This window comes from Brevundimonas sp. (assembly GCF_030682035.1).
Classification (GTDB): Bacteria; Pseudomonadota; Alphaproteobacteria; order Caulobacterales; family Caulobacteraceae; genus Brevundimonas.
On record NZ_JAUXQZ010000031.1, the window covers coordinates 112279 to 130874 of the forward strand.

General features: G+C 66.8%; 13 protein-coding genes. 8 read left to right on the forward strand and 5 right to left on the reverse strand.

Annotated elements, in window-relative coordinates; translation table 11 throughout:
• Positions 1-39: 39 nt before the first annotated feature.
• Positions 40-417, reverse strand: a complete 378-nt coding sequence (locus Q8K49_RS09185) for a response regulator (RefSeq protein ID WP_305305442.1) — start codon at positions 415-417, stop codon at positions 40-42.
• 150 nt (positions 418-567) lie between these two features.
• Between Q8K49_RS09185 and Q8K49_RS09190 the strand changes: the two genes are divergently transcribed.
• Complete coding sequence (locus Q8K49_RS09190; protein ID WP_305305444.1) at positions 568-2100, forward strand: carboxylesterase/lipase family protein; 1533 nt, start codon at positions 568-570, stop codon at positions 2098-2100.
• 36 nt (positions 2101-2136) lie between these two features.
• Here the strand turns inward: Q8K49_RS09190 and Q8K49_RS09195 are convergent, their stop codons facing one another.
• Positions 2137-3516, reverse strand: coding sequence for a GH1 family beta-glucosidase (locus tag Q8K49_RS09195; protein ID WP_305305445.1), 1380 nt, complete (start codon positions 3514-3516; stop codon positions 2137-2139).
• A gap of 205 nt (positions 3517-3721) precedes the next feature.
• Here Q8K49_RS09195 and Q8K49_RS09200 point away from each other — a divergent pair, with 205 nt between their 5' ends.
• The 7 genes from Q8K49_RS09200 (at position 3722) to Q8K49_RS09230 (ending at position 15736) form a co-directional block, all read left to right on the forward strand.
• Positions 3722-4861, forward strand: coding sequence for a LacI family DNA-binding transcriptional regulator (locus Q8K49_RS09200; RefSeq protein ID WP_305305447.1), 1140 nt, complete (start codon positions 3722-3724; stop codon positions 4859-4861).
• Positions 4861-7842 carry a TonB-dependent receptor domain-containing protein gene (locus Q8K49_RS09205; protein WP_305305449.1) on the forward strand — a complete coding sequence of 994 codons (2982 nt, stop codon included), beginning with the start codon at positions 4861-4863 and terminating at the stop codon, positions 7840-7842. The genes Q8K49_RS09200 and Q8K49_RS09205 overlap by 1 nt, the downstream gene beginning before the upstream one ends.
• Before the next feature lie 92 nt (positions 7843-7934).
• Entirely contained in the window at positions 7935-9380 is a 1446-nt protein-coding gene (locus Q8K49_RS09210; protein ID WP_305305451.1) for a glucoamylase family protein, read from the forward strand.
• Complete coding sequence (locus Q8K49_RS09215) at positions 9377-10651, forward strand: extracellular solute-binding protein (RefSeq protein WP_305305452.1); 1275 nt, start codon at positions 9377-9379, stop codon at positions 10649-10651. The genes Q8K49_RS09210 and Q8K49_RS09215 overlap by 4 nt, the downstream gene beginning before the upstream one ends.
• Complete coding sequence (locus Q8K49_RS09220; protein WP_305305453.1) at positions 10648-11580, forward strand: carbohydrate ABC transporter permease; 933 nt, start codon at positions 10648-10650, stop codon at positions 11578-11580. The genes Q8K49_RS09215 and Q8K49_RS09220 overlap by 4 nt, the downstream gene beginning before the upstream one ends.
• Positions 11577-12401 carry a carbohydrate ABC transporter permease gene (locus tag Q8K49_RS09225; RefSeq protein ID WP_305305455.1) on the forward strand — a complete coding sequence of 275 codons (825 nt, stop codon included), beginning with the start codon at positions 11577-11579 and terminating at the stop codon, positions 12399-12401. The genes Q8K49_RS09220 and Q8K49_RS09225 overlap by 4 nt, the downstream gene beginning before the upstream one ends.
• A 146-nt stretch (positions 12402-12547) precedes the next feature.
• Positions 12548-15736: a discoidin domain-containing protein gene (locus Q8K49_RS09230; RefSeq protein WP_305305456.1), complete on the forward strand. Its 3189-nt coding sequence runs from the start codon at positions 12548-12550 to the stop codon at positions 15734-15736.
• A gap of 174 nt (positions 15737-15910) precedes the next feature.
• Here Q8K49_RS09230 and Q8K49_RS09235 read toward each other — a convergent pair whose 3' ends face one another.
• From Q8K49_RS09235 to rplI, 3 genes are all read right to left on the reverse strand, one after another.
• A complete protein-coding gene (locus Q8K49_RS09235; protein ID WP_305305564.1) occupies positions 15911-17401 on the reverse strand; it encodes a replicative DNA helicase in 1491 nt (496 codons plus the stop codon).
• A 110-nt stretch (positions 17402-17511) separates the two neighbouring features.
• Positions 17512-17892 (reverse strand): hypothetical protein, encoded by a 381-nt coding sequence (locus tag Q8K49_RS09240; protein ID WP_305305458.1) that lies wholly within the window; start codon positions 17890-17892, stop codon positions 17512-17514.
• A gap of 119 nt (positions 17893-18011) precedes the next feature.
• On the reverse strand, positions 18012-18596 hold the full coding sequence (gene rplI, locus Q8K49_RS09245; protein ID WP_305305460.1) for a 50S ribosomal protein L9: 585 nt from the start codon (positions 18594-18596) through the stop codon (positions 18012-18014).

Below are 18596 nucleotides of genomic sequence, written 5' to 3' on the forward strand. Positions count from 1 at the left end.
CGGAAGACGTCTCTGTTGCCTGATGCCTGATGCCTGGCCCTAAACCTGCTCCACCCCCATCGCCTTCATCAGCGCTGCGCGGATGGCGCTTTCGGTAAAGGGCTTCTGCACCGTGGAATGGCCGCGCCATTCGTCGGGCAGGCCGCTTTCGCCATAGCCGGTCGAGAAGACGAAGGGCACGCCGCGGGCCTTCAGCGCCTCGGCGATCGGAAACACCTGACGGCCGGCGACATTGACGTCGAGCAGGGCGGCGTCCAGCGGCCCCGGGTCGGCGACCAAGACCAGTCCTTCCTCAACCGTCCCCGCAGGACCGACCGGGACGCAGCCCATGTCCTCGAGGATGGTTTCCAGCAGCATGGCGACGAGCGCCTCGTCTTCCACCAACAGGACGCGGCGGGCCGAGAGCGGTTGGCTCATGAATGTTTTCCTCGATCAGGCGAACGGAAAATGACCGTGCCCGGCTACGCGAATGCGTAATGGACTTCGATCGCGTCCGCCAGTTGCTGTTTTCGGCGTCGGGTGCTGTCCGGATGGCCATTGGGGGCCGGAGCCGGTTAGGGTCGATCGATGATCCTCGCCTCCATCCTCACAGCGGCGGTGCAGATGATGACTCCGGCTTCGCCTTCCGATCCAACCCCTCGCGCCACGGTCGAGCAGGGACGGCTGGTCGGCCGGCAGGCGGACGGCGTCGCCAGCTTCAAGGCCATTCCCTACGCCGCGCCGCCGGTCGGGCCGCTGCGCTGGCGTCCGCCGCAACCCGCCAGGCCGTGGTTGGGAGACCGCGATGCGGGCCAGGTCGGCGCCATCTGCATCCAGCCGCCGTCCAACGGCGACCCGGGCGTCGGCCCCCTGCCGATGAGCGAGGACTGTCTGACGCTGAATGTCTGGACGCCGGAGACCCGCGGCGCCGAGCCGTTGCCGGTCATGGTCTGGATCCACGGCGGCGGATACAACAACGGCTCGGGCACGGCGGCGCTGTACGACGGGACCAGACTGGCGCGGCGGGGCGTGATGATCGTGACCGTCAATTATCGGCTGGGGCGGCTGGGCTTCTTCGATCATCCGGCGCTGGCGGCGGATCGGGCGCCGGATGAACCCGGCGGCAACTACGGTCTGATGGACCAGATCGCGGCCCTTGGGTGGGTGCGCGACAATGCGGCGGCCTTCGGCGGCGATCCCTCGAATGTGACGATCTTCGGCGAGTCGGCGGGCGGCGTCGCCGTGACCCAGTTGATGGTCGCCCGGTCCGCGCGCGGCCTGTTCCACAGAGCGGTGGTGCAGTCGGGCATGGGGCGACAGCGGTCGGCCGAACTGGCGCTGGATCGCCCCGGTCGTCCCTCGGCGCAGTCGCTGGGACGGGCCTGGGTGCGCGGCGCGGGCCTGCCGGGGGAGGTGACGGCGGAGGACTTGCGCGCTGTTCCGGCGGAGCGGCTGCTTGGCCCCATGCCTGCCTTTTACAGCGAAAATCTGATCGTCGACGGCGTCGTGTTGACCGAGGACGTGGTCGAGGCCTTCGCCGCGGGACGGCAGGCCTCCGTGCCGCTGATCCTCGGCGCCAACAGCGCCGAGTTCTGGTGGATCAGGCCGTCCGACGCCGGCGCCTATGGCCGTACGGACGACGCCATGACGGAGGCCGAGCATGAGGCCCTGTTGGGGGCGTATGGCGGGCCGGAGGGCTATGACCAGCACGTCGTCAGTGACCTGGTCTTCAATGAGCCCTTGCGCCATCTGGCGCGACTGCACGCGGCCAACGGGCATCCGACGTATCTGTACCGGTTCGACGTGGTGGCGGAGTCCAACCCCGAGCCCAGCGGCGGCGCCACCCATGCGTCGGAGCGGCCCTATGTGTTCGACAATCTGCTCACCGTCGGGCGGCCGATGGGCGAGCGGGACGACCGGGTGGCGGACGCCATGGCCGGTTACTGGACGACCTTCGCGGCGAAAGGCGACCCGAACGCTCCCGGGCGTCCCGTGTGGCCGGAGTTCGGGGCCGAGCGGGACCGGTTGCTGGAGTTCACCAATGACGGGCCCGTGGCGGCTCCGATCCCGCTCGCTCACCGGATGGACCTGATCGAGGCCTTCTACGGACGGCTGCGATAAGCGGTGGTCGCCCTCCCTGCTTCGGGAGGGAGACAGTCACAGCGTGCCCAGCACCGCGCCGTGGGTCTTGATCACCTCGGCATAGAGCAGGCCGGAGTCCTTGATGGTCCGCTCCTGCGTCTGGAAATTCACGTGGGTGATGCCGAACCGCTTGGAATAGCCCAGCGACCATTCCAGATTGTCGAGCAGGGACCAGGCCATATAGCCGCGGATATCGACGCCCTTGCCGATGGCGTCGTGCAGGGCCTTGAGGTGGTTCTTCAGATATTCGACGCGCATCGGATCGTGGACGCGACCGTTGATGGCGTGGGGCGGATCGTACCAGGCGGAGCCGTTCTCGGTGACCATCAGCGGCAGGCCGTTGGTCTGTTCGTGCAGCCAGACGAGGGTATCGGTCAGGGCGGGGGGATAGACCTCCCAGCCGGTCTCGGTGTGGGCGTGCTGGATCTGTTTCACGGGGCGGGCGCGCACCGGCCAGGCATCGGGCGCGTTCTCGGGCACCGAGCGGGTGTACCAGTTCAGCCCCATCCAGTCGGTCGGCTGGGCGATCAGGTCGAAGTCTTCCTGCGGAAACTCGCGATAGGCCTCGCCATAGACGTCCTTCAACTCCGCGGGATAGCCGCGGCCCATCAGGGGGTCGAGGAACCAGCGGTTCATCTGGGCCTCAGCGCGTTTGCGCGCGGCCTCGTCCTCGGGCTTGTCGCTGGCCGGGTATTTCGGCTCGATGTTGAGGACGATGCCGATCTGGCCCATCTCGCTTTTTGGGCCGACCTCGCGGAACCGCTTCACCGCCGCGCCATGCGCGCGCAAGACGTTATGGCCGGCGATCATGGCTTCGAAGGCCGACTTGTGGCCGGGTGCGAGGGCGCCGTGCAGATAGCCGCCGTCGACGATGACCCACGGCTCGTTGATCGTGCCCCAGGTCTTGACCCGGCCCTTGAACTTCTCGAACAGGACCTGGCCGTAGTCGGCGAACCAGTCGGCGATGTCGGGGTTCAGCCAGCCGCCGCGATCGTCCAGCGCCGCCGGCAGGTCCCAGTGATACAGGGTGCAGAGCGGCTCGATGCCCTTCTCGAGCAGGCCGTCGATCAGCTTGTCGTAGAAGTCCAGGCCCCTGGCGTTGATGGCCCCGCGCCCCTCCGGCATCACCCGGCTCCAACTGACCGAGAATCGGTAGGCCTGCAGGTTCAGGCGGGTCATCAGCGCGATGTCTTCGCGCCAGCGGTTGTAGTGGTCACAAGCTACGTCGCCGGTGTCGCCGTTCAGCATCATCCCGGGGGTGTGACTGAACCGGTCCCAGATCGAGGCCCCCGCGCCGTCCGCCATGGACGAGCCTTCAATCTGGTAGGCAGCCGTCGCGGCCCCCCACAGAAAACCCTCAGGAAACCGATAGTTGTCTGTGTTATTTGAAGTCATAGTGCAAAGCCTTGAAGAGCGGTAACGCAGACTGGAAGCCCGGTTTGGCGGCGGTCGGTACGCGTGTCACGCCGTCAGCACAACCTCGGTGTGGCCAAACTAGGGCACTTGCGGGGTCCATGGCTAGTGTGTCATGTAATCGGTTACACGGTTTTTTCGGACGGACTCGCGCAAAGCGGGCCGGGACTGGAAACGCTCAGGGAGGATGGACTTTGGCGCTGAAGGCGATCCAGCATATCTGCGTGGCGGCGGCGGCATGAAGGCCGCCACGATTCGCGACGTCGCCGACCGGGCCAGTGTGTCCGTCGCCTCTGTTTCGCGCGTCCTGAACGGCGCCGGGCCGGTGACCGAGGCGACCAGGAAGCGGGTATTCGAGGCCGCCGAGGCGCTGCAGTACGTACCCCACTCCGGCGCGCGCAGCCTGTCGACCAGCAAGACCCAGACGATCGGCGTGATCCTGCCGGACCTGTACGGAGAGTTCTTCTCCGAACTGATCCGCGGCATGGATGTGGCCGCCCGGTCGTTGGGCTATCACCTGATCGTCTCCAGCTCGCATGACGACGCGGAGGAAGCCTCCGCCGCGATCCGTTCCATGCGTGGACGGGTCGATGGCCTGATCGTGCTGTCGCCCCATCTCGACGCCGCCAATCTCGCCGCAGGCCAGGCCGGGCGCACGCCGATCCTGCTGATGAACGGCGGCGCCGACGCGGGCCGGCCCTCCATCGTCGTCGACAACCACGGCGGCGCCGTTCTGGCGGTCGAGCATCTGGTCGCCACGGGCCGCCTTCGCATCGCCCACATCGCCGGTCCGGCCGGCAACCTCGAAGCCGAGGCGCGTCTGGCCGGCTATCTCGAGGCGATGGCGCGAGCGGGCCTGCCGACATCGGTCGTCGAGGGGGCGTTCACCCAGTCGTCGGGCCAGGCTGCGGGCGCGGCGCTGGCGCGACGCGAACCGCGCCCGGACGCGGTCTTCGCCGGCAACGACAACATGGCCGTGGGCGCCATGCTGGCGCTGCAGGACGCGGGTCTGCGCGTCCCGGAAGACATCGCCATCATCGGCTTTGACGATGTCCCCCTCGCCGGCCTCGTCCGACCCGCCCTGACCACCCTGAGAATTCATATCGCCGAGACCGGACGAAACGCGCTTGAGCGACTGGTCCGCCTCATTAACGCAGCGGGCGAAGCCGTCGCCGACACCGCCTGCGAGATCGTGCGCCCTGAACTGGTCGTACGCCCATCAAGCAATCCGGCGACACAACACCAAGCCCAATCCGGCCCATCCAACTCCGGCGGACGCCTTCGCGCCCTTGCCGAAACGCCATCTCTAAAGGGGGAGAATTCCTGATGACCCGCAAGTCCATCCAGTATCTGGGGGCCGCCTCGGCTCTCGCCATGGCCGTCTCGCTGGCCTGCGCCGGCGGGGCCTCGGCCCAGGGCGCCACGTCCACCCTCCGGGGGACGATCTATGAAGGCCTGGCGGTCGAGACCGGCGGCAGCATCACGGCGACCGAAGTCGCTACCGGCTATGTCAGCCGGGGCCGGATCGGCGACGACGGCGGCTATGTGCTCTCGGGTCTGCGTCCCGGCACCTACCGCATCAACGTCACGACGGCGGACGGCCAGTCGGTCGAGGATCTGATCACCATCGCCCTGGGCCAGGTGGCCACGCTCGATCTTGATGTGGCCCCGGTTGTAACCGGTTCCAGCGACGCTGGCGCATCCGAACTGGATGATGTGATCGTCACCGGCCGCCGCATCTTCGAGGTGCGGACCTCGGAAGTCGCGACCAACGTCAGCCAGACCCAGATCAACAACCTGCCGCAGATCAGCCGCAACTTCCTGAACTTCGCGGCGCTCGCGCCCGGCGTGCGGGTCACCGAGGGCGAGACCGAACGCACCATCTCCGCCGGGGGCCAGGGCGCCTCGGCCATCAACGTCTTCATCGACGGCCAGAACCAGAAGTCGACCATCATCGACGGCGGCGTCGGCGGTCAGGACGACAGTCGCGGCAACCCCTTCCCGCAGGTCGCCATCCAGGAGTTCCGGGTCATCTCCCAGAACTTCAAGGCCGAGTTTGAGCAGGCCTCGTCCTCGATCATCACCTCGGTGACCCGTTCTGGCACCAACGAGCTGACCGGCGACGCCTTCATCACCTATCAGGACAGCGACTGGACCTCTGAAGACTACCAAGGCCGCGAAGTGGGCGTCGAGCGGCTACAGTACGGCGGTTCGGTCGGCGGACCGATCATCGAGGATCGGCTGCATTTCTTCGGCGCCTATGAGCGCAAGGACGAGACCCGCCGCAACACCGTCGCCCTGTTCCGTGCGGCCTACGCGCCGTTGTTCGGCGCCGACACCGGGACCTTCGACGCGCCGTTCGAGGAAGACCTGTTCTTCGGCAAGCTGTCCTGGTCGATCGACGACCGTCAGCGCCTCGACCTCAGCGCCACCTACCGCACCGAGGCCGATATCCGCGACTTCGGCGGCAACAACGCCTACAGCCGCGCCAACGAGATCAATACCGATGTTTCCTCGGTGGTCTTGCGCCACCAATACCAGGGCGACGGCTTCCTCAACGAGGCCCAGTTCGACATCTATGAGTACAATTACAATCCGACGGCTCTGAACTTCTCCGACTACGGCCGGTCGTACGTCATCTTCCGGGACGACAACGGTGGCCTGCCGGGCTTCCAGTACAACGTGTTCAACCGCGAAGACACGGTGTTCAACACCGGCGGCCAGAGCAATAACCAGGACATCCGCCAGCGCAGCTTCACGTTCCGGGACGACCTGACGTTCAACGACATCGAATGGAACGGCCAGCACACCATCAAGATGGGTGTAAAATTTTCCGCCCAAAACATGTATGTGAACAAGCAGTTTGGCCGGAACCCGCAGTTCATCTTCGACGTCGACGCGCGGCCCGAGATCAACGGCAGTCGGGACATCCCGGTCCGTGTCGAACTGGGAACCGCCGTCGCGCCCGCCGATGTTGATAACAATGTCTTCGGCCTCTACATCCAGGACGACTGGCAGATTTCCAGCCAACTGGAGGTGAACCTCGGCCTGCGCTGGGACTATGAGGACAACGCCGTCAACAACGACTATTCGACGCCCGCCGCCATCCGCGACACGCTGAACAGAATCCAGGCCCTGCCGGGTTACGACTTCCCCTCCTACTTCAACCCGGCTGACTACATCACCGACGGCCGTGACGCCTTCACCGGCGCCTTCCAGCCGCGCATCGGCTTCTCGTACGACGTCTTCGACGACGAACGGACGGTGATCTTCGGCGGCGCCGGTCGCTACTACGACCGGGTCGGCTTCAACTTCGCCTTCGACGAGCGCTTCAAGCCCTTCCAGTTCAACAAGGAGATCTTCTTCTCCGTGGCCGGCGGCATGCGCGGCGGCGTCAACACCGTCGCCTGGAACTCGACCTATCTGACTCCGGCCGGCCTCGATCCCCTGCTGGCCGCAACGCCGGGGTCCGGCGAAATCTTCCTGATCAACAACGACATGGAGCCGCCGCGGACCGACCAGTTCAACCTTGGCATCCGCCAGAAGTTCGGCGACTTCCAGACCGCCCTGACCTTCGCCTACGGCAAGACCGAAAACCTGTTCGCCTGGTATATCGCCAACGCCGGTTCGGAGACGGGCAACCGCTTCTCGGGTCCGACGCCCGGTTCGGTCGGACATCCGGAGTTCCGCAACCTGATCTTCTTCGGCAACAACGACGCCGAACAGACCTTCAAGGCCATGTATCTGACGATCGACAAGCCGTTCGACACCGACAGCGGCTGGGGGATGCAGTTCACCTACACCCTGTCGGAAGCCGAGCGTAACGGCAGTCGCGACAACGGCCTCACCGGCTTCGACTTCGACTACAACCGCCCGGGCCTGTCTCCGACCTTCCCGACCAACCAGGACGAACGGCACCGGATCGTGGCGTCGGGCATCGTCGCCCTGCCGTTCGACTTCCGCCTTTCAGGCATCCTGACCCTCGGCTCGGGCCTTCCCTTCCACCAGTACGTCTGCCCGAGAGCATCCAATCCGGACATCTGCTGGAACGGCGGCCGGCCGGACAAGGAGGACTTCCTCTTCTTCCCGAACTCCTTCGCCTTCCGCCAGGTCGACCTGCGCCTGACCAAGTCGTTCGAGGTGTTCAATGGCCAGTCGGTCGAACTGATCCTGGACGCGATCAACGTGTTCAACTTCGAGAACTACTCCAACTTCGAACAGTGCCTGTGCTCGTCGGAATACCGCGCACCGCGCGGACAGTTCCTGCCGACCCGCAGCTTCCAGATCGGCATGCGCTACCGCTGGTAGGTCCTGCCCGAGCCTGACGGCCGTCCCCCGATCCTGACGGGGGGCGGTCGACTTTTTTGACCGTCGTGCGTTGGAGTATGAGGATGGAGCCCATGAATCGTCGTCGGTTTCTTATGGGTTCCACGGTCGCCGGCGCGACGGCGCTGGGCGTTTCGGCCTGCGGACCGATGGCTGGCCTTGAAGCGATGCGGCCGATGTCGGCGCGGATCGACCCCGAAATTGACGAACTGCAGGAACGCACCTTCCGCTGGTTCACCCATGTCACCAACCGGTCCAACGGTCTGACGCCGGACCGCTGGCCGACCGAGTCCTTCTCGTCGGTGGCCGCCGTCGGCTTCGCCCTGACCTGCTGGCCGGTCGGGGTCGAGCGGGGCTGGATCACCCGGGCCGAGGCGCGCGAGCGCACCCTGACCACCATCCGCTTCTTCCATGATGCGCCTCAGGGGCCGCAGGCGACCGGCGTCACCGGCTACAAGGGCTTCTTCTATCATTTCCTGGACATGGGGACCGGCCACCGGTTCGGCCGCACCGAACTGTCGACAGTAGACACAACCCTGCTGGTCGCAGGCATGCTGTTCGCGGCGCGCTGGTTCGACGGTGACCATGCTGACGAGGCCGAAATCCGGCGGCTGGCCCAGGCGGTCTATGACCGGATTGAATGGGACTGGGCGGTCGTCCGGCCCAACCGCATCTCGATGGGCTGGCACCCGGAGACCGGGCATATTCCGCATGACTGGCATGTCTATAACGAAGGGATGCTGGTCCTGCTGCTGGCCATCGGCAGCGCGACCCATCCGGTTCCGGCTTCCGTCTGGGACGAATGGTGCAGCGTCTATGACCGCAGCTGGACCGATCGCTGGGGTCCGCCGCACCTGGCCTTCGCGCCCCTGTTCGGGCACCAGTACAGCCAGATGTACGTCGACTACCGCGGCATCCGCGACGCCTGGCTGCGGGCCAAGTCGGCCGAGATCGGCGCGTTCGACTATTTCCAGAACAGCGTCCGCGCGGTCGAGGCCCAGCAGAAATACGCCATCGACAACCCGCTGGGCTGGGCCGGCTATTCGGCCGAGGTCTGGGGCCTGACGGCCTGCGACGGCCCCGGCGATTTCAAACAGGTGATCGGCGGGCGCGAGCGCGAGTTCTTCAGCTATTCCGCGCGTGGCCCGGGCGACCGCGACGACGGCACGATCGCGCCGACGGCGGCCATGGCCTCGATGCCGTTCGCCCCGGCCGCGGTCACCGCCTGTCTGAAGGCGCTGAAGGCGCGGTACGGGGCAGGAGTTTATACCGAATACGGCTTCCTCGACTCTTTCAATCCGACCCTGACGGAACATGAGGGCCGGTTGCAGCACGGACGGATCGTGCCGGGCGTGGGTTGGGTCGACGGCGACTACCTGGGCATCGACCAAGGCCCGATCGTCATCATGATCGAGAACCATCGCTCCGACGCTGTCTGGAAGCGGATGCGGGGCGAGCCCAACCTGACGCGGGGGCTGAAGCGGGCCGGGTTCGACGGCGGTTGGCTGGACACCGTATGACAGCTCTCCGGCCGGATCGACGCGCGACGCTCGGCCTGCTGGCCGGGGCCGCCGCGTCCGGTGTGGCGGGCTGCGGTCGACGCGACGACGGAAGGACGCGCCTCTCTTTCTGGGCCATGGGCAATGAGGCGACCAATGTCCCGCAGATTTTGCCCGAGTTCGAACGGCTGAACCCCGGCATCACGGTCAATGTGCAAGCGCTGCCCTGGACCGCCGCCCATTCGAAACTCTTGACCGCCTATGCCGGATCGTCGCTGCCGGACCTCAGCCAGGTCGGCAACACCTGGGTGTCGGAAATGGCGGCGATAGGGGCGATCAGCCCGGTGCCGGCGTCGGCGGCGGACCTGCTGACCGACCAATTCCCGGCCGTTCTGGAGACCAACCGCATCGGCGGGCAGGTGGTGGGCACGCCCTGGTACGTCGACACCCGGCTGATCTACTACCGCTCCGACATGCTGGAACGGGCCGGCTTCGACGCCGTGCCCCAGACCTGGGACGGCTGGAAGGCCGCCATGCATGCGGTCAAGCGGGTCGCCGGTCCCGGGGCCTTCGCGGTTCTGCTGCCGGTCAATGAGTTCGAACAGCTGCTGACCTTCGGCCTGCAGGGGACCGAAGCGTTGCTGCGCGACCGCGACACACGCGGGAACTTCTCCAGCGCCTCCTTCATCGCCGCCCTGGAATTCTACAAGAGCCTGTTCGACGAGGGTCTGGCTCCGGTCGCCTCCTCGACGCAGATTTCCAACGTCTGGACCGAGTTCGAGCGGGGGTATTTCAGCTTCTATTTCTCCGGTCCCTGGACCATCGGCGAGTTCAAGGACCGGCTGAAGCCGACCACGCGCTGGATGACCTCGGGCGTGCCGGGACCGACGGGGCCGGGGGCCTCGGCGCCGGGCGGGTCGTCGCTGGTGGTCTATCGCCGTTCGCCGCATCAGGAGGCGGCGTGGAAACTGGTGCGCTTCCTGTCCGACCCGGCGGTGCAGGCGCGATTCAATGTCATCACCGGTGATCTGCCGGCGCGCGAGAGCGCCTGGGCCGCCCCCGGGGTCGCCAACGACCCCTATATCGCCGCCTTCAAGGGCCAGCTGGCGCGAGCGAAGGCCGTGCCCAAGGTGCCGGAATGGGAGCGGATCGTCACCGAGATGCAGATCGTCGCCGAGCGGATGGTGCGCGGCGAGTATATCCCCCGCGCCGCCGCCGCCGAGATCGACCGCCGCGCCGACCGGCTGCTGGAGAAGCGCCGCTGGATGATCGAACAGGGGAGGGCGGTATGAGCGCCACCGCCGTCATCGCCAAGCCCGTCCGCAAGGCCGGAACCCGTCGGTCGCGCGAGCGGGCGGCCTGGGGCTTCGTCGCCCCCTCCCTGATCGCCATCGGCGTCTTCTTCGCCATCCCCGTCTTTTCGGCCCTGCTGCTCAGCCTGACCGATTTCGACATCTACGCCCTGGCCGATATCGGCAACGTCCGCTTCGTTGGTCTGCAGAACTATGAGCGGCTGCTGGGCAATCCGCTGTTCTGGACGGCGATGAAGAACACCGGCCTGTTCGCCGTCATCGGCGTGCCGCTGTCGATCATCACCTCGCTGGGTGCGGCGGTGATCCTCAATGCGCGGGTGGTGAAGTGGCGGCCGCTGTGGCGGGTGATGTTCTTCGCCCCCTATGTCACCACCCTCGTGGCCACGGCGGTGCTGTGGAACTATCTGCTGCACACCAAATACGGCGTCATCAACTGGGCGATCCAAAGCCTCGGCCTGCCCGCCGTCGACTGGCTGGGCCAGCCCTCGACCTCGATCCCGGCCATCCTGATGTTCGTGGTCTGGAAGATCTTCGGCTACAATATGCTCATCTTCCTCGCGGTTCTGCAGACCGTGCCGGACGACCTCTACGAGGCCGCGCGCATCGACGGGGCCGGGCCGTGGAAGCAGTTCAAACACGTCACCCTGCCGGCCATCGCCCCGACCCTGCTGCTGGTCTCGATCATCTCGGTCGCCGGCTTCTTCCAGCTGTTCGCCGAGCCCTATGTGATGACCCAGGGCGGACCGGCGCAGTCCACCGTGACCGTGCTCTACTTCATGTACGAAGAGGGCTTCAAATGGTGGAACCTCGGCTCCGCCAGCGCCGTCGCCTTCGTGCTGTTCCTGTGCATCCTGGCTGTGACCCTGGTGCAGCTGGCGGTCGCCAAAAAGATGGGGGCCTACGAATGAGGGCCCGGACCGTCAATGCCATCCTGCTGAACCTCGCGGTGGCCTTCATCGCGTTGGCGGTCCTGTTCCCGCTGGCCTGGATGGTGTCGGTCAGCTTCATGTCGACCGGCGAGGCGGCGGTCTTCCCGCCGCCGTTGCTGCCCAGGACCTGGACGCTGGAACACTATCGCGACCTGTTCCTGACCCAGGGGATGGGCCGCTATCTGTGGAACAGCTTCGCCCTGGCCTCGATGGCCACCGGGCTGGCCCTGGCCTTCACCGTCCCGGCCGGCTACGCCTTCGCCAAACTGGCCTTCAAGGGCCGGGACAAGGTGTTCCAGCTGCTGGTTGCGGCCTTGGTGGTGCCAGCCCAGATCGGCACCCTGCCGCTGTTCCTGATGCTCAAGCAGTTGGGGCTGGTGAACACCTATGCCGGGGCGCTGGTGCCGTGGTTGGCCTCGATCTTCGGTCTGTTTCTCGTGCGCCAGTACGCGCTGAGCATCCCCGACGAGATGCTGGAGGCCGCCCGTATCGACGGCGCCTCGGAAGGCCAGATCTTCCGCCGCGTGGTCCTGCCGACCTTGCAACCGATCATCGTGACGCTGGCCCTGTTCGTCTTCCTGGGCAGCTGGAACGACTTCCTGTGGCCGCTGATCATCCTGACGGACCAGTCCAACTACACCCTGCCGGTGGCCTTGGCGGCCCTGTCGCGCGAGCATGTGCAGGACATCGAGATGATGATGGCCGGCGCCGTCATCACCGTCGCCCCGGTCCTGATCCTCTTCCTCGCCCTGCAACGCTACTACATCCGCGGCATGCTGGCCGGGAGCGTGAAGGGGTAGGTCCTCCTCCCCCAACGGGGGAGGAGGACCGCCTGAAAGGCGGTGGAGGGGTGTTTCCCCTCCACCGGTGTTCGGGGCTGGCGCCCCTCCACCATGCTTCGCATGGTCCCCCTCCCCTGAAGGGGAGGAACGATGGAGTCGAGCTGATGCTGTCTGCCCGTTCGCTGCTGGCCGCTGTCGCCGCCTTCGTTCTGGCGACCCCCGCCCACGCCCAGACCTCCCGCGTGCTCGACCCTTTCGAGACACTCACCTCTTGGGCCGCCGACGCCTCGACGGACGTGTCCTCGACCATTTCGACTGTCGAGGGCCACGACGGCCGGGCCATGCGGCTGACCTATGATTTCAACGGTCGGTCGGGCTACGCCTTTGCGGCTCGGGCCCTCGATCTGGACGTCCCCGAAAACTATGAGATCAGCTTCTGGCTGCGCGGCGAGATGGTGCCCAATACGCTGGAGATCAAATTCGTCGACGCCTCGGGCGACAACGTCCACTGGCGCCAGATCAGGGGCTTCAAGGCCAACGCCGAATGGACCCGCTATGCCATCAAGGCGCGCCAGATCATCTGGGCCTGGGGCCCGAACCCGGACCGCACCTTCCGCGGGGCCGAACGGATGGAGTTCGTGGTCACCGCCGGCGAGGGCGGGGCCGGCTGGATCGAGATCGACCAGCTGGAGCTGCGGGAGCTGCCGCCCGAACCCTCCGTGCCGCCACGGCCGGTCGCGAGCGCGACAAGCGAGGAAGGGCTGAACGTCGCCGCCCGCGCGGTGGACGACGATCCGGCGACGGCCTGGCGGTCGAGCGGGGCGGACGCGCAGAGCCTGACGCTGGACCTCGGCTATGAGCGCGAGTTCGGCGGCGTCACCCTGCGCTGGGCGGAGCGGGCGGCGGCCTCGCGCTACCGGCTGATGGCGTCTTCGGACCAGCGGGACTGGCGCGAGCTGGCGGCGGTGGCCGGTGGGGACGGCGGCGTCGACTGGCTGCGCACGCCCGAGGCCTCGGCGCGCTGGCTGCGGCTTGAGTTGCGTTCGCCGGTCCCGGCGGTCGGCGGCGATCGACCGATCGGTGCCTATGCGCTGAACAGCCTCGAGATCGAGCCCCTGTCGTTCGGCGAGAGCCCGACGGCCTTCATGCGCGCGGTGGCCGGGGAGAACCGTCGGGGCCTGTATCCGCGGGGTTTCGTCGGCGAACAGCCCTACTGGACCCTCGTCGGCGTCGACGGTGGCGGCGAGAGCGGGCTGATCGGCGAGGACGGGGCCATCGAACTGCGCCGCGGCGGGCCGTCGATCGAGCCGTTCGTGCTGGACAACGGACGTCTGGTGACCTGGGCGGATGTGAGCATCAGCCAGAGCCTGCAGGACGGCGACCTGCCGATCCCGACCGTGACCTGGACCTTCGACGATTGGACGCTGGCCGTCACGGCCTTCGCCGAGGGCACGCCGGAGCAGGCACAGCTGTACGGACGGTATGCACTGACCAACACCTCGAACCGCCCCCGGAACTTGACGCTGGCGCTGATGGCGCGGCCGTTCCAGGTCAACGGGCCATCGCAGTTTCTGGCCATTCCAGGGGGGGTCGGGCCGATCGAACAGATCGACTGGACAGGCTCGACCCTGGTGCTGAACGACGCCATTCGTGTCAGCAGCCTCACGGCGCCCGACGGCGTGGTGGCAAGCACCTTCGCCGCCGGCGCGGACCCGCAGAGCCTGCTTACCGCCGCGGATCGCCCGCGCGATCCGGCCGAGCGATATGTGGACTCCGACAGCGGCGCTCTTATGTCGGGCGCCCTGCTGTATGACGTCACTCTGCAACCCGGTGAGACCCGGACGTTCGGCCTTGTGACCCGTCTGGCCGGACCGACGCCCGATCTGGCGCCGGTCGCCGACGTGGCGGGGACGCTCCAGGCCGCTCGCAACCGGGTCGCCGCCGGCTGGCGCGAGAAGCTCGACCGTTTCGACCTGACCCTGCCGCCGCAGGCGCAGCGCATCGAGGACGTCATGCGCACCTCGCTGGCCCATATGCTGATGTCGCGGCAGGGGCCGATCCTGCAGCCGGGGACCCGCAGCTATAACCGCAGCTGGATCCGCGACGGGGCCATGATGGCCGAGGGGTTGAACCGGCTCGGCCATGCCGATCTGTCCGCCGACTATCTGCGCTGGTTCGCGCCGCTGGTGTTCGACAACGGCAAGGTGCCGTGCTGCGCCGATGCGCGCGGGGCCGATCCGGTGCCCGAGAACGACAGCCACGGCGAGTTCGTTTTCCTCGCCGCCGAAACGTACCGCTATACCGGCGACGCCGCCCTGCTGCGCGAGGTGTGGCCGCAGGTGCAGGCGGCGATCGCCTATATGGACACGCTGCGCGCCTCGACCCGAACGGCCGCGTACGAAGCGGCGGATCAGCGCCACCTCTACGGCCTGCTGCCGCCGACGATCAGCCACGAGGGCTATTCCGACCGGATCGCCTATAGCTACTGGGACGATTTCTGGGGCCTGCTCGGCTATCGCGACGCCGCCTTCATCGCCGAGACGCTGGGCGATACCGCCGCCGCCGCCCGCATCCGCGCCGCCGAGGCCGAGTTCCGCACCGACATCATGGCCTCGATCGAGGGGACGGCGCGCGTGCATGGCATCGACTGGATCGCCGGCGCCGCCGACCGCGGTGATTTCGACGCCACCTCGACCACCATCGCCCTGTCGCCCGCCGGCCTGATCGACGACCTGCCGCAAGAGTTGCTGACGCGGACCTTCGACAAATGGTGGGAGAATTTCACCGCCCGGCAGGAGAACCGGCAGGCGTGGCGCGACTACACCCCCTACGAACTGAGAAACGTCGGCGCCCTGGTTCGTCTGGGGCGCCGTGGGGACGCCCTGCGCGCGCTCGATTTCTATCTTGCCGACATGCGTCCCCGGGCCTGGAACGGCTGGGCCGAGGTGGTCGGCCGCGACGAGCGCGAGCCCCGCTTCATCGGCGACATGCCCCACGCCTGGATCAGCTCGGACTACATCCGATCGACGCTGGACCTGCTGGTCTATGACCGCGACCGCGACCATGCCCTGGTGCTGGCGGCGGGCGTGCCAACGGCCTGGCTGGAAGGCGAGGGGGTCGGGGTCACGAACGTGCGGACGGCCTATGGGCCACTGACCTACAACCTGCGCCAGATGCGCGACGGCTGGCTGCTGACCCTGGACGGACAGGTCACGCCGTCGGGCGGCTTCGTCATCCAGTGGCCCGCCGGCGAAACGCCGCCGGCGCGGGTGCGCATAGACGGACGGGCGGCGGACTGGAACGGGTCGGAGCTGATGATTCCAGGCGGGGCGCGAAGGGTCGAGATGCGCTGAGGTCTTCCTTCTCCCCTTGCGGGAGAAGGTGGCAGCCGAAGGCTGACGGATGAGGGGTTCCCGTGGCGGCGGGAGTCATCGCCCGAACTTGGACCGACCACAGGCAGGGCCGGTGAGACCCCTCATCCGACCTCGCTCCGCTCGGCCACCTTCTCCCGCAAGGGGAGAAGGACGCTAATCTCCGTACCCCTCGTACCGCTGCCCCTGGGCCAGGTTTCCGAACTTGGTCGTATTGGCGTCGAAGCTGAGCTTGATGATGCCGATCGGGCCGTGGCGTTGCTTGCCGATGACGACCTCGGCCTGGTGCTCCAGCCGGTCCATGTCCTCCTGCCATTGCAGGTGTTCGGGCGAACCTTCGCGCGGCTCGGCGCGGCCCAGATAGTAGCTTTCGCGATAGACGAACATGACGCAGTCGGCGTCCTGCTCGATCGAGCCGGATTCGCGCAGATCGGACAGCTGGGGCCGCTTGTCCTCGCGTTGCTCGACCTGACGCGACAGCTGCGACAACGCCAGGATCGGCACGCTGAGCTCCTTGGCCAAGGCCTTGAGGGCGCCGGTGATCTCCGACACCTCCTGCACCCGGTTCTTCTGGTTGTTGCCCTCGCCGACGGTGATCAGCTGCAGATAGTCGACGATGATCAGGTCGAGGCCGTGCTCCTGCCGCTTCAGCCGGCGCGCGCGGGCGGCCAGTTTGGAGATCGACAGGCCGCCGGTGGCGTCGATGTAGAGGGGGCTCTCGCCGATCTCGACGGCCGCCTCGCGGATGCGGCCGAAGTCGGCGGCGTCGATCTCGCCCTTGCGAAGCTTGTCCGAGGACACGCCCGAGGCGTCGGCCAGAATCCGCATGGCCAGCTGCTCGGCGCTCATTTCCAGACTGTAGAAGGCGACCACGCCGCCGCTGACCGTCTTGCGGCCCTCGGGCGTCGGCTCCCAGCGGTAGTTGCGGGCGATGTTGAAGGCGATATTGGTCGCCAGCGCGGTCTTGCCCATCGACGGACGGCCGGCGAGGACAAGCAGGTCGGACGGGTGCAGGCCGCCGAGTTTGGAATCCAGATCGGTCAGATGGGTAGCCAGTCCGGCCAGTTTGCCGTCGCGCTGATAGGCCTCGGCCGCCATCTGCACCGCGCCGCTGAGAGCGCTGGAAAAGCTGACGAAGCCGGAGGACGGCTTGCCTGTCTCGGCGAGGGTGTAGAGTTGCTGCTCCGCCTGTTCGATCTGGTCGATGGCGGCGGTTTCGGGTTGGGGGGCCTCGCGGACGATCTCGCCGCCGATGCGGATCAGGTCGCGGCGCAGGGCCAGGTCATAGACCACCCGGGCGTAGTCGGGGGCGTTGGCGGCGGGCGGGGCGCGGTCGACCAGATCGGCGAGATAGCGCAGGCCGCCGAACTCCTGAAAGGCCGGGTCCAGCTTGAACCGCTCCATCAGAATGGTCGGTTCGGCCAACATGCCCTGGCGGATATGGTCCTCGATGGCCTCATACAGGCGTTGGTGGAAGGGCTCGTAGAAATGGGAGCCGCGCAACCGGTCCGACAGCCGCTCGAACACGGCGTTGTCGAACATCAGCGATCCCAGAAGCGCCTGTTCGGCCTCGAGATTGTGGGGCATCGAAGGGATGGACCCGGAATCCATCGGCGACGGGAAGGCGAGGGGGGACAGGGCGTTCATCGGGGGCATCTAGTGCCCCTAGACGGCCCCTACGTCATGCTTGGACGCAACCGTCGTCGGGGAAAACAAGCCGGCTCTGTGGACGTTCCGGAATTCCGTAGCCGGATCAGTTAACCGCCCGGGCAAGGGTACCGGGAACGCATCCAGTTCCGTATGCCGTCGGTGACGCTCATCCGCTCACGACGGGCCTCGGGAATCCCGTTGAGAAACGCCAGAAGCTGGCGGACGTCCAGATTGATCCGCTCCGGCGGGCAGGCGGGGGGTGGGCGCCCGGCAGTCCGGGCGCTGTCAATTTCCTGTCCGATGGTCCGGAAGGCGCGCTCCGCCTCGCCCTTCAGCCGGTGCGCGTCGGGACGCAGCATGGCGGTCGGGTTGAGCGGGATGCGATTGGCGCGGGTGACGAAGTCGTCGAGCGTCATGGTGGACTGGGCCGAGGCCGATCCAGCAACCAGACAGCCGGCCAAGCCGACGATGAGTGCGAGCTTCTTCATGGTCAATCTCCCCGGACGGCTCAGCTTGGCCGTGACTTTGCGGCTGTATAGCGGCCAAGAGAAAGGGCGCGCCCGACTGGACGCGCCCGATCACTGACTCGTTACCAGATGGTGTCGGTTCAGGCTTCCGAACCGAGGCCGTCCTGTTGGCCGGCGCCGCCGGCGACCATGTCCTTGGCCTGTTCGAGAGCCGCTTCGCGATCCTCGTCATAGGCGGCCTTGATCACGTCCTCGCCCTTCGCCTGACGTTCGGCTTCGTCTGCCGAGCGGGCGATGTTGATCTTGACGGTGGCCGAGACTTCCGCGTGCAGACGCACGGTGATCTCGTGAACGCCCAGGGTCTTGATCGGGGTGTTGAGCACGATCTGGCTGCGCTCGATCTTGCCGCCTTCGGCCACGACGGCCTCGACGATGTCACGAGCGGCGACCGAACCGTACAGCTGACCCGTCTCACCGGCTTGCCGGATCATGACATAGGTCTGGCCGTCGATCTTGGAGCCGATCGTGCCGGCGTCGGTCTTGTTCTTCTCGTTGCGGGCCTCGATGGCGGCGCGGTCGAGTTCAAAGGCCTTCAGGTTCGCCGACGTGGCCCGACGGGCCTTGTCGCGCGGCAGAAGGAAGTTGCGGGCGAAGCCGTCCTTGACGGACACGACATCGCCGATGGCGCCGAGATTATCGACGCGCTCAAGCAGAACGACCTTCAT

What these genes read in the sequence shown, in the direction of transcription:
- Q8K49_RS09220 (WP_305305453.1), top strand. Translation starts at nt 10,648, where the DNA reads ATGAGCGCCACCGCCGTCATCGCCAAGCCCGTCCGCAAGGCCGGAACC.
- Q8K49_RS09185 (WP_305305442.1), bottom strand. Translation starts at nt 417, where the DNA reads ATGAGCCAACCGCTCTCGGCCCGCCGCGTCCTGTTGGTGGAAGACGAG.
- Q8K49_RS09235 (WP_305305564.1), bottom strand. Translation starts at nt 17,401, where the DNA reads ATGAACGCCCTGTCCCCCCTCGCCTTCCCGTCGCCGATGGATTCCGGG.
- Q8K49_RS09195 (WP_305305445.1), bottom strand. Translation starts at nt 3,516, where the DNA reads ATGACTTCAAATAACACAGACAACTATCGGTTTCCTGAGGGTTTTCTG.
- Q8K49_RS09205 (WP_305305449.1), top strand. Translation starts at nt 4,861, where the DNA reads ATGACCCGCAAGTCCATCCAGTATCTGGGGGCCGCCTCGGCTCTCGCC.
- Q8K49_RS09210 (WP_305305451.1), top strand. Translation starts at nt 7,935, where the DNA reads ATGAATCGTCGTCGGTTTCTTATGGGTTCCACGGTCGCCGGCGCGACG.
- Q8K49_RS09230 (WP_305305456.1), top strand. Translation starts at nt 12,548, where the DNA reads ATGCTGTCTGCCCGTTCGCTGCTGGCCGCTGTCGCCGCCTTCGTTCTG.
- Q8K49_RS09215 (WP_305305452.1), top strand. Translation starts at nt 9,377, where the DNA reads ATGACAGCTCTCCGGCCGGATCGACGCGCGACGCTCGGCCTGCTGGCC.
- Q8K49_RS09240 (WP_305305458.1), bottom strand. Translation starts at nt 17,892, where the DNA reads ATGAAGAAGCTCGCACTCATCGTCGGCTTGGCCGGCTGTCTGGTTGCT.
- Q8K49_RS09190 (WP_305305444.1), top strand. Translation starts at nt 568, where the DNA reads ATGATCCTCGCCTCCATCCTCACAGCGGCGGTGCAGATGATGACTCCG.
- rplI (WP_305305460.1), bottom strand. Translation starts at nt 18,596, where the DNA reads ATGAAGGTCGTTCTGCTTGAGCGCGTCGATAATCTCGGCGCCATCGGC.
- Q8K49_RS09225 (WP_305305455.1), top strand. Translation starts at nt 11,577, where the DNA reads ATGAGGGCCCGGACCGTCAATGCCATCCTGCTGAACCTCGCGGTGGCC.
- Q8K49_RS09200 (WP_305305447.1), top strand. Translation starts at nt 3,722, where the DNA reads ATGGACTTTGGCGCTGAAGGCGATCCAGCATATCTGCGTGGCGGCGGC.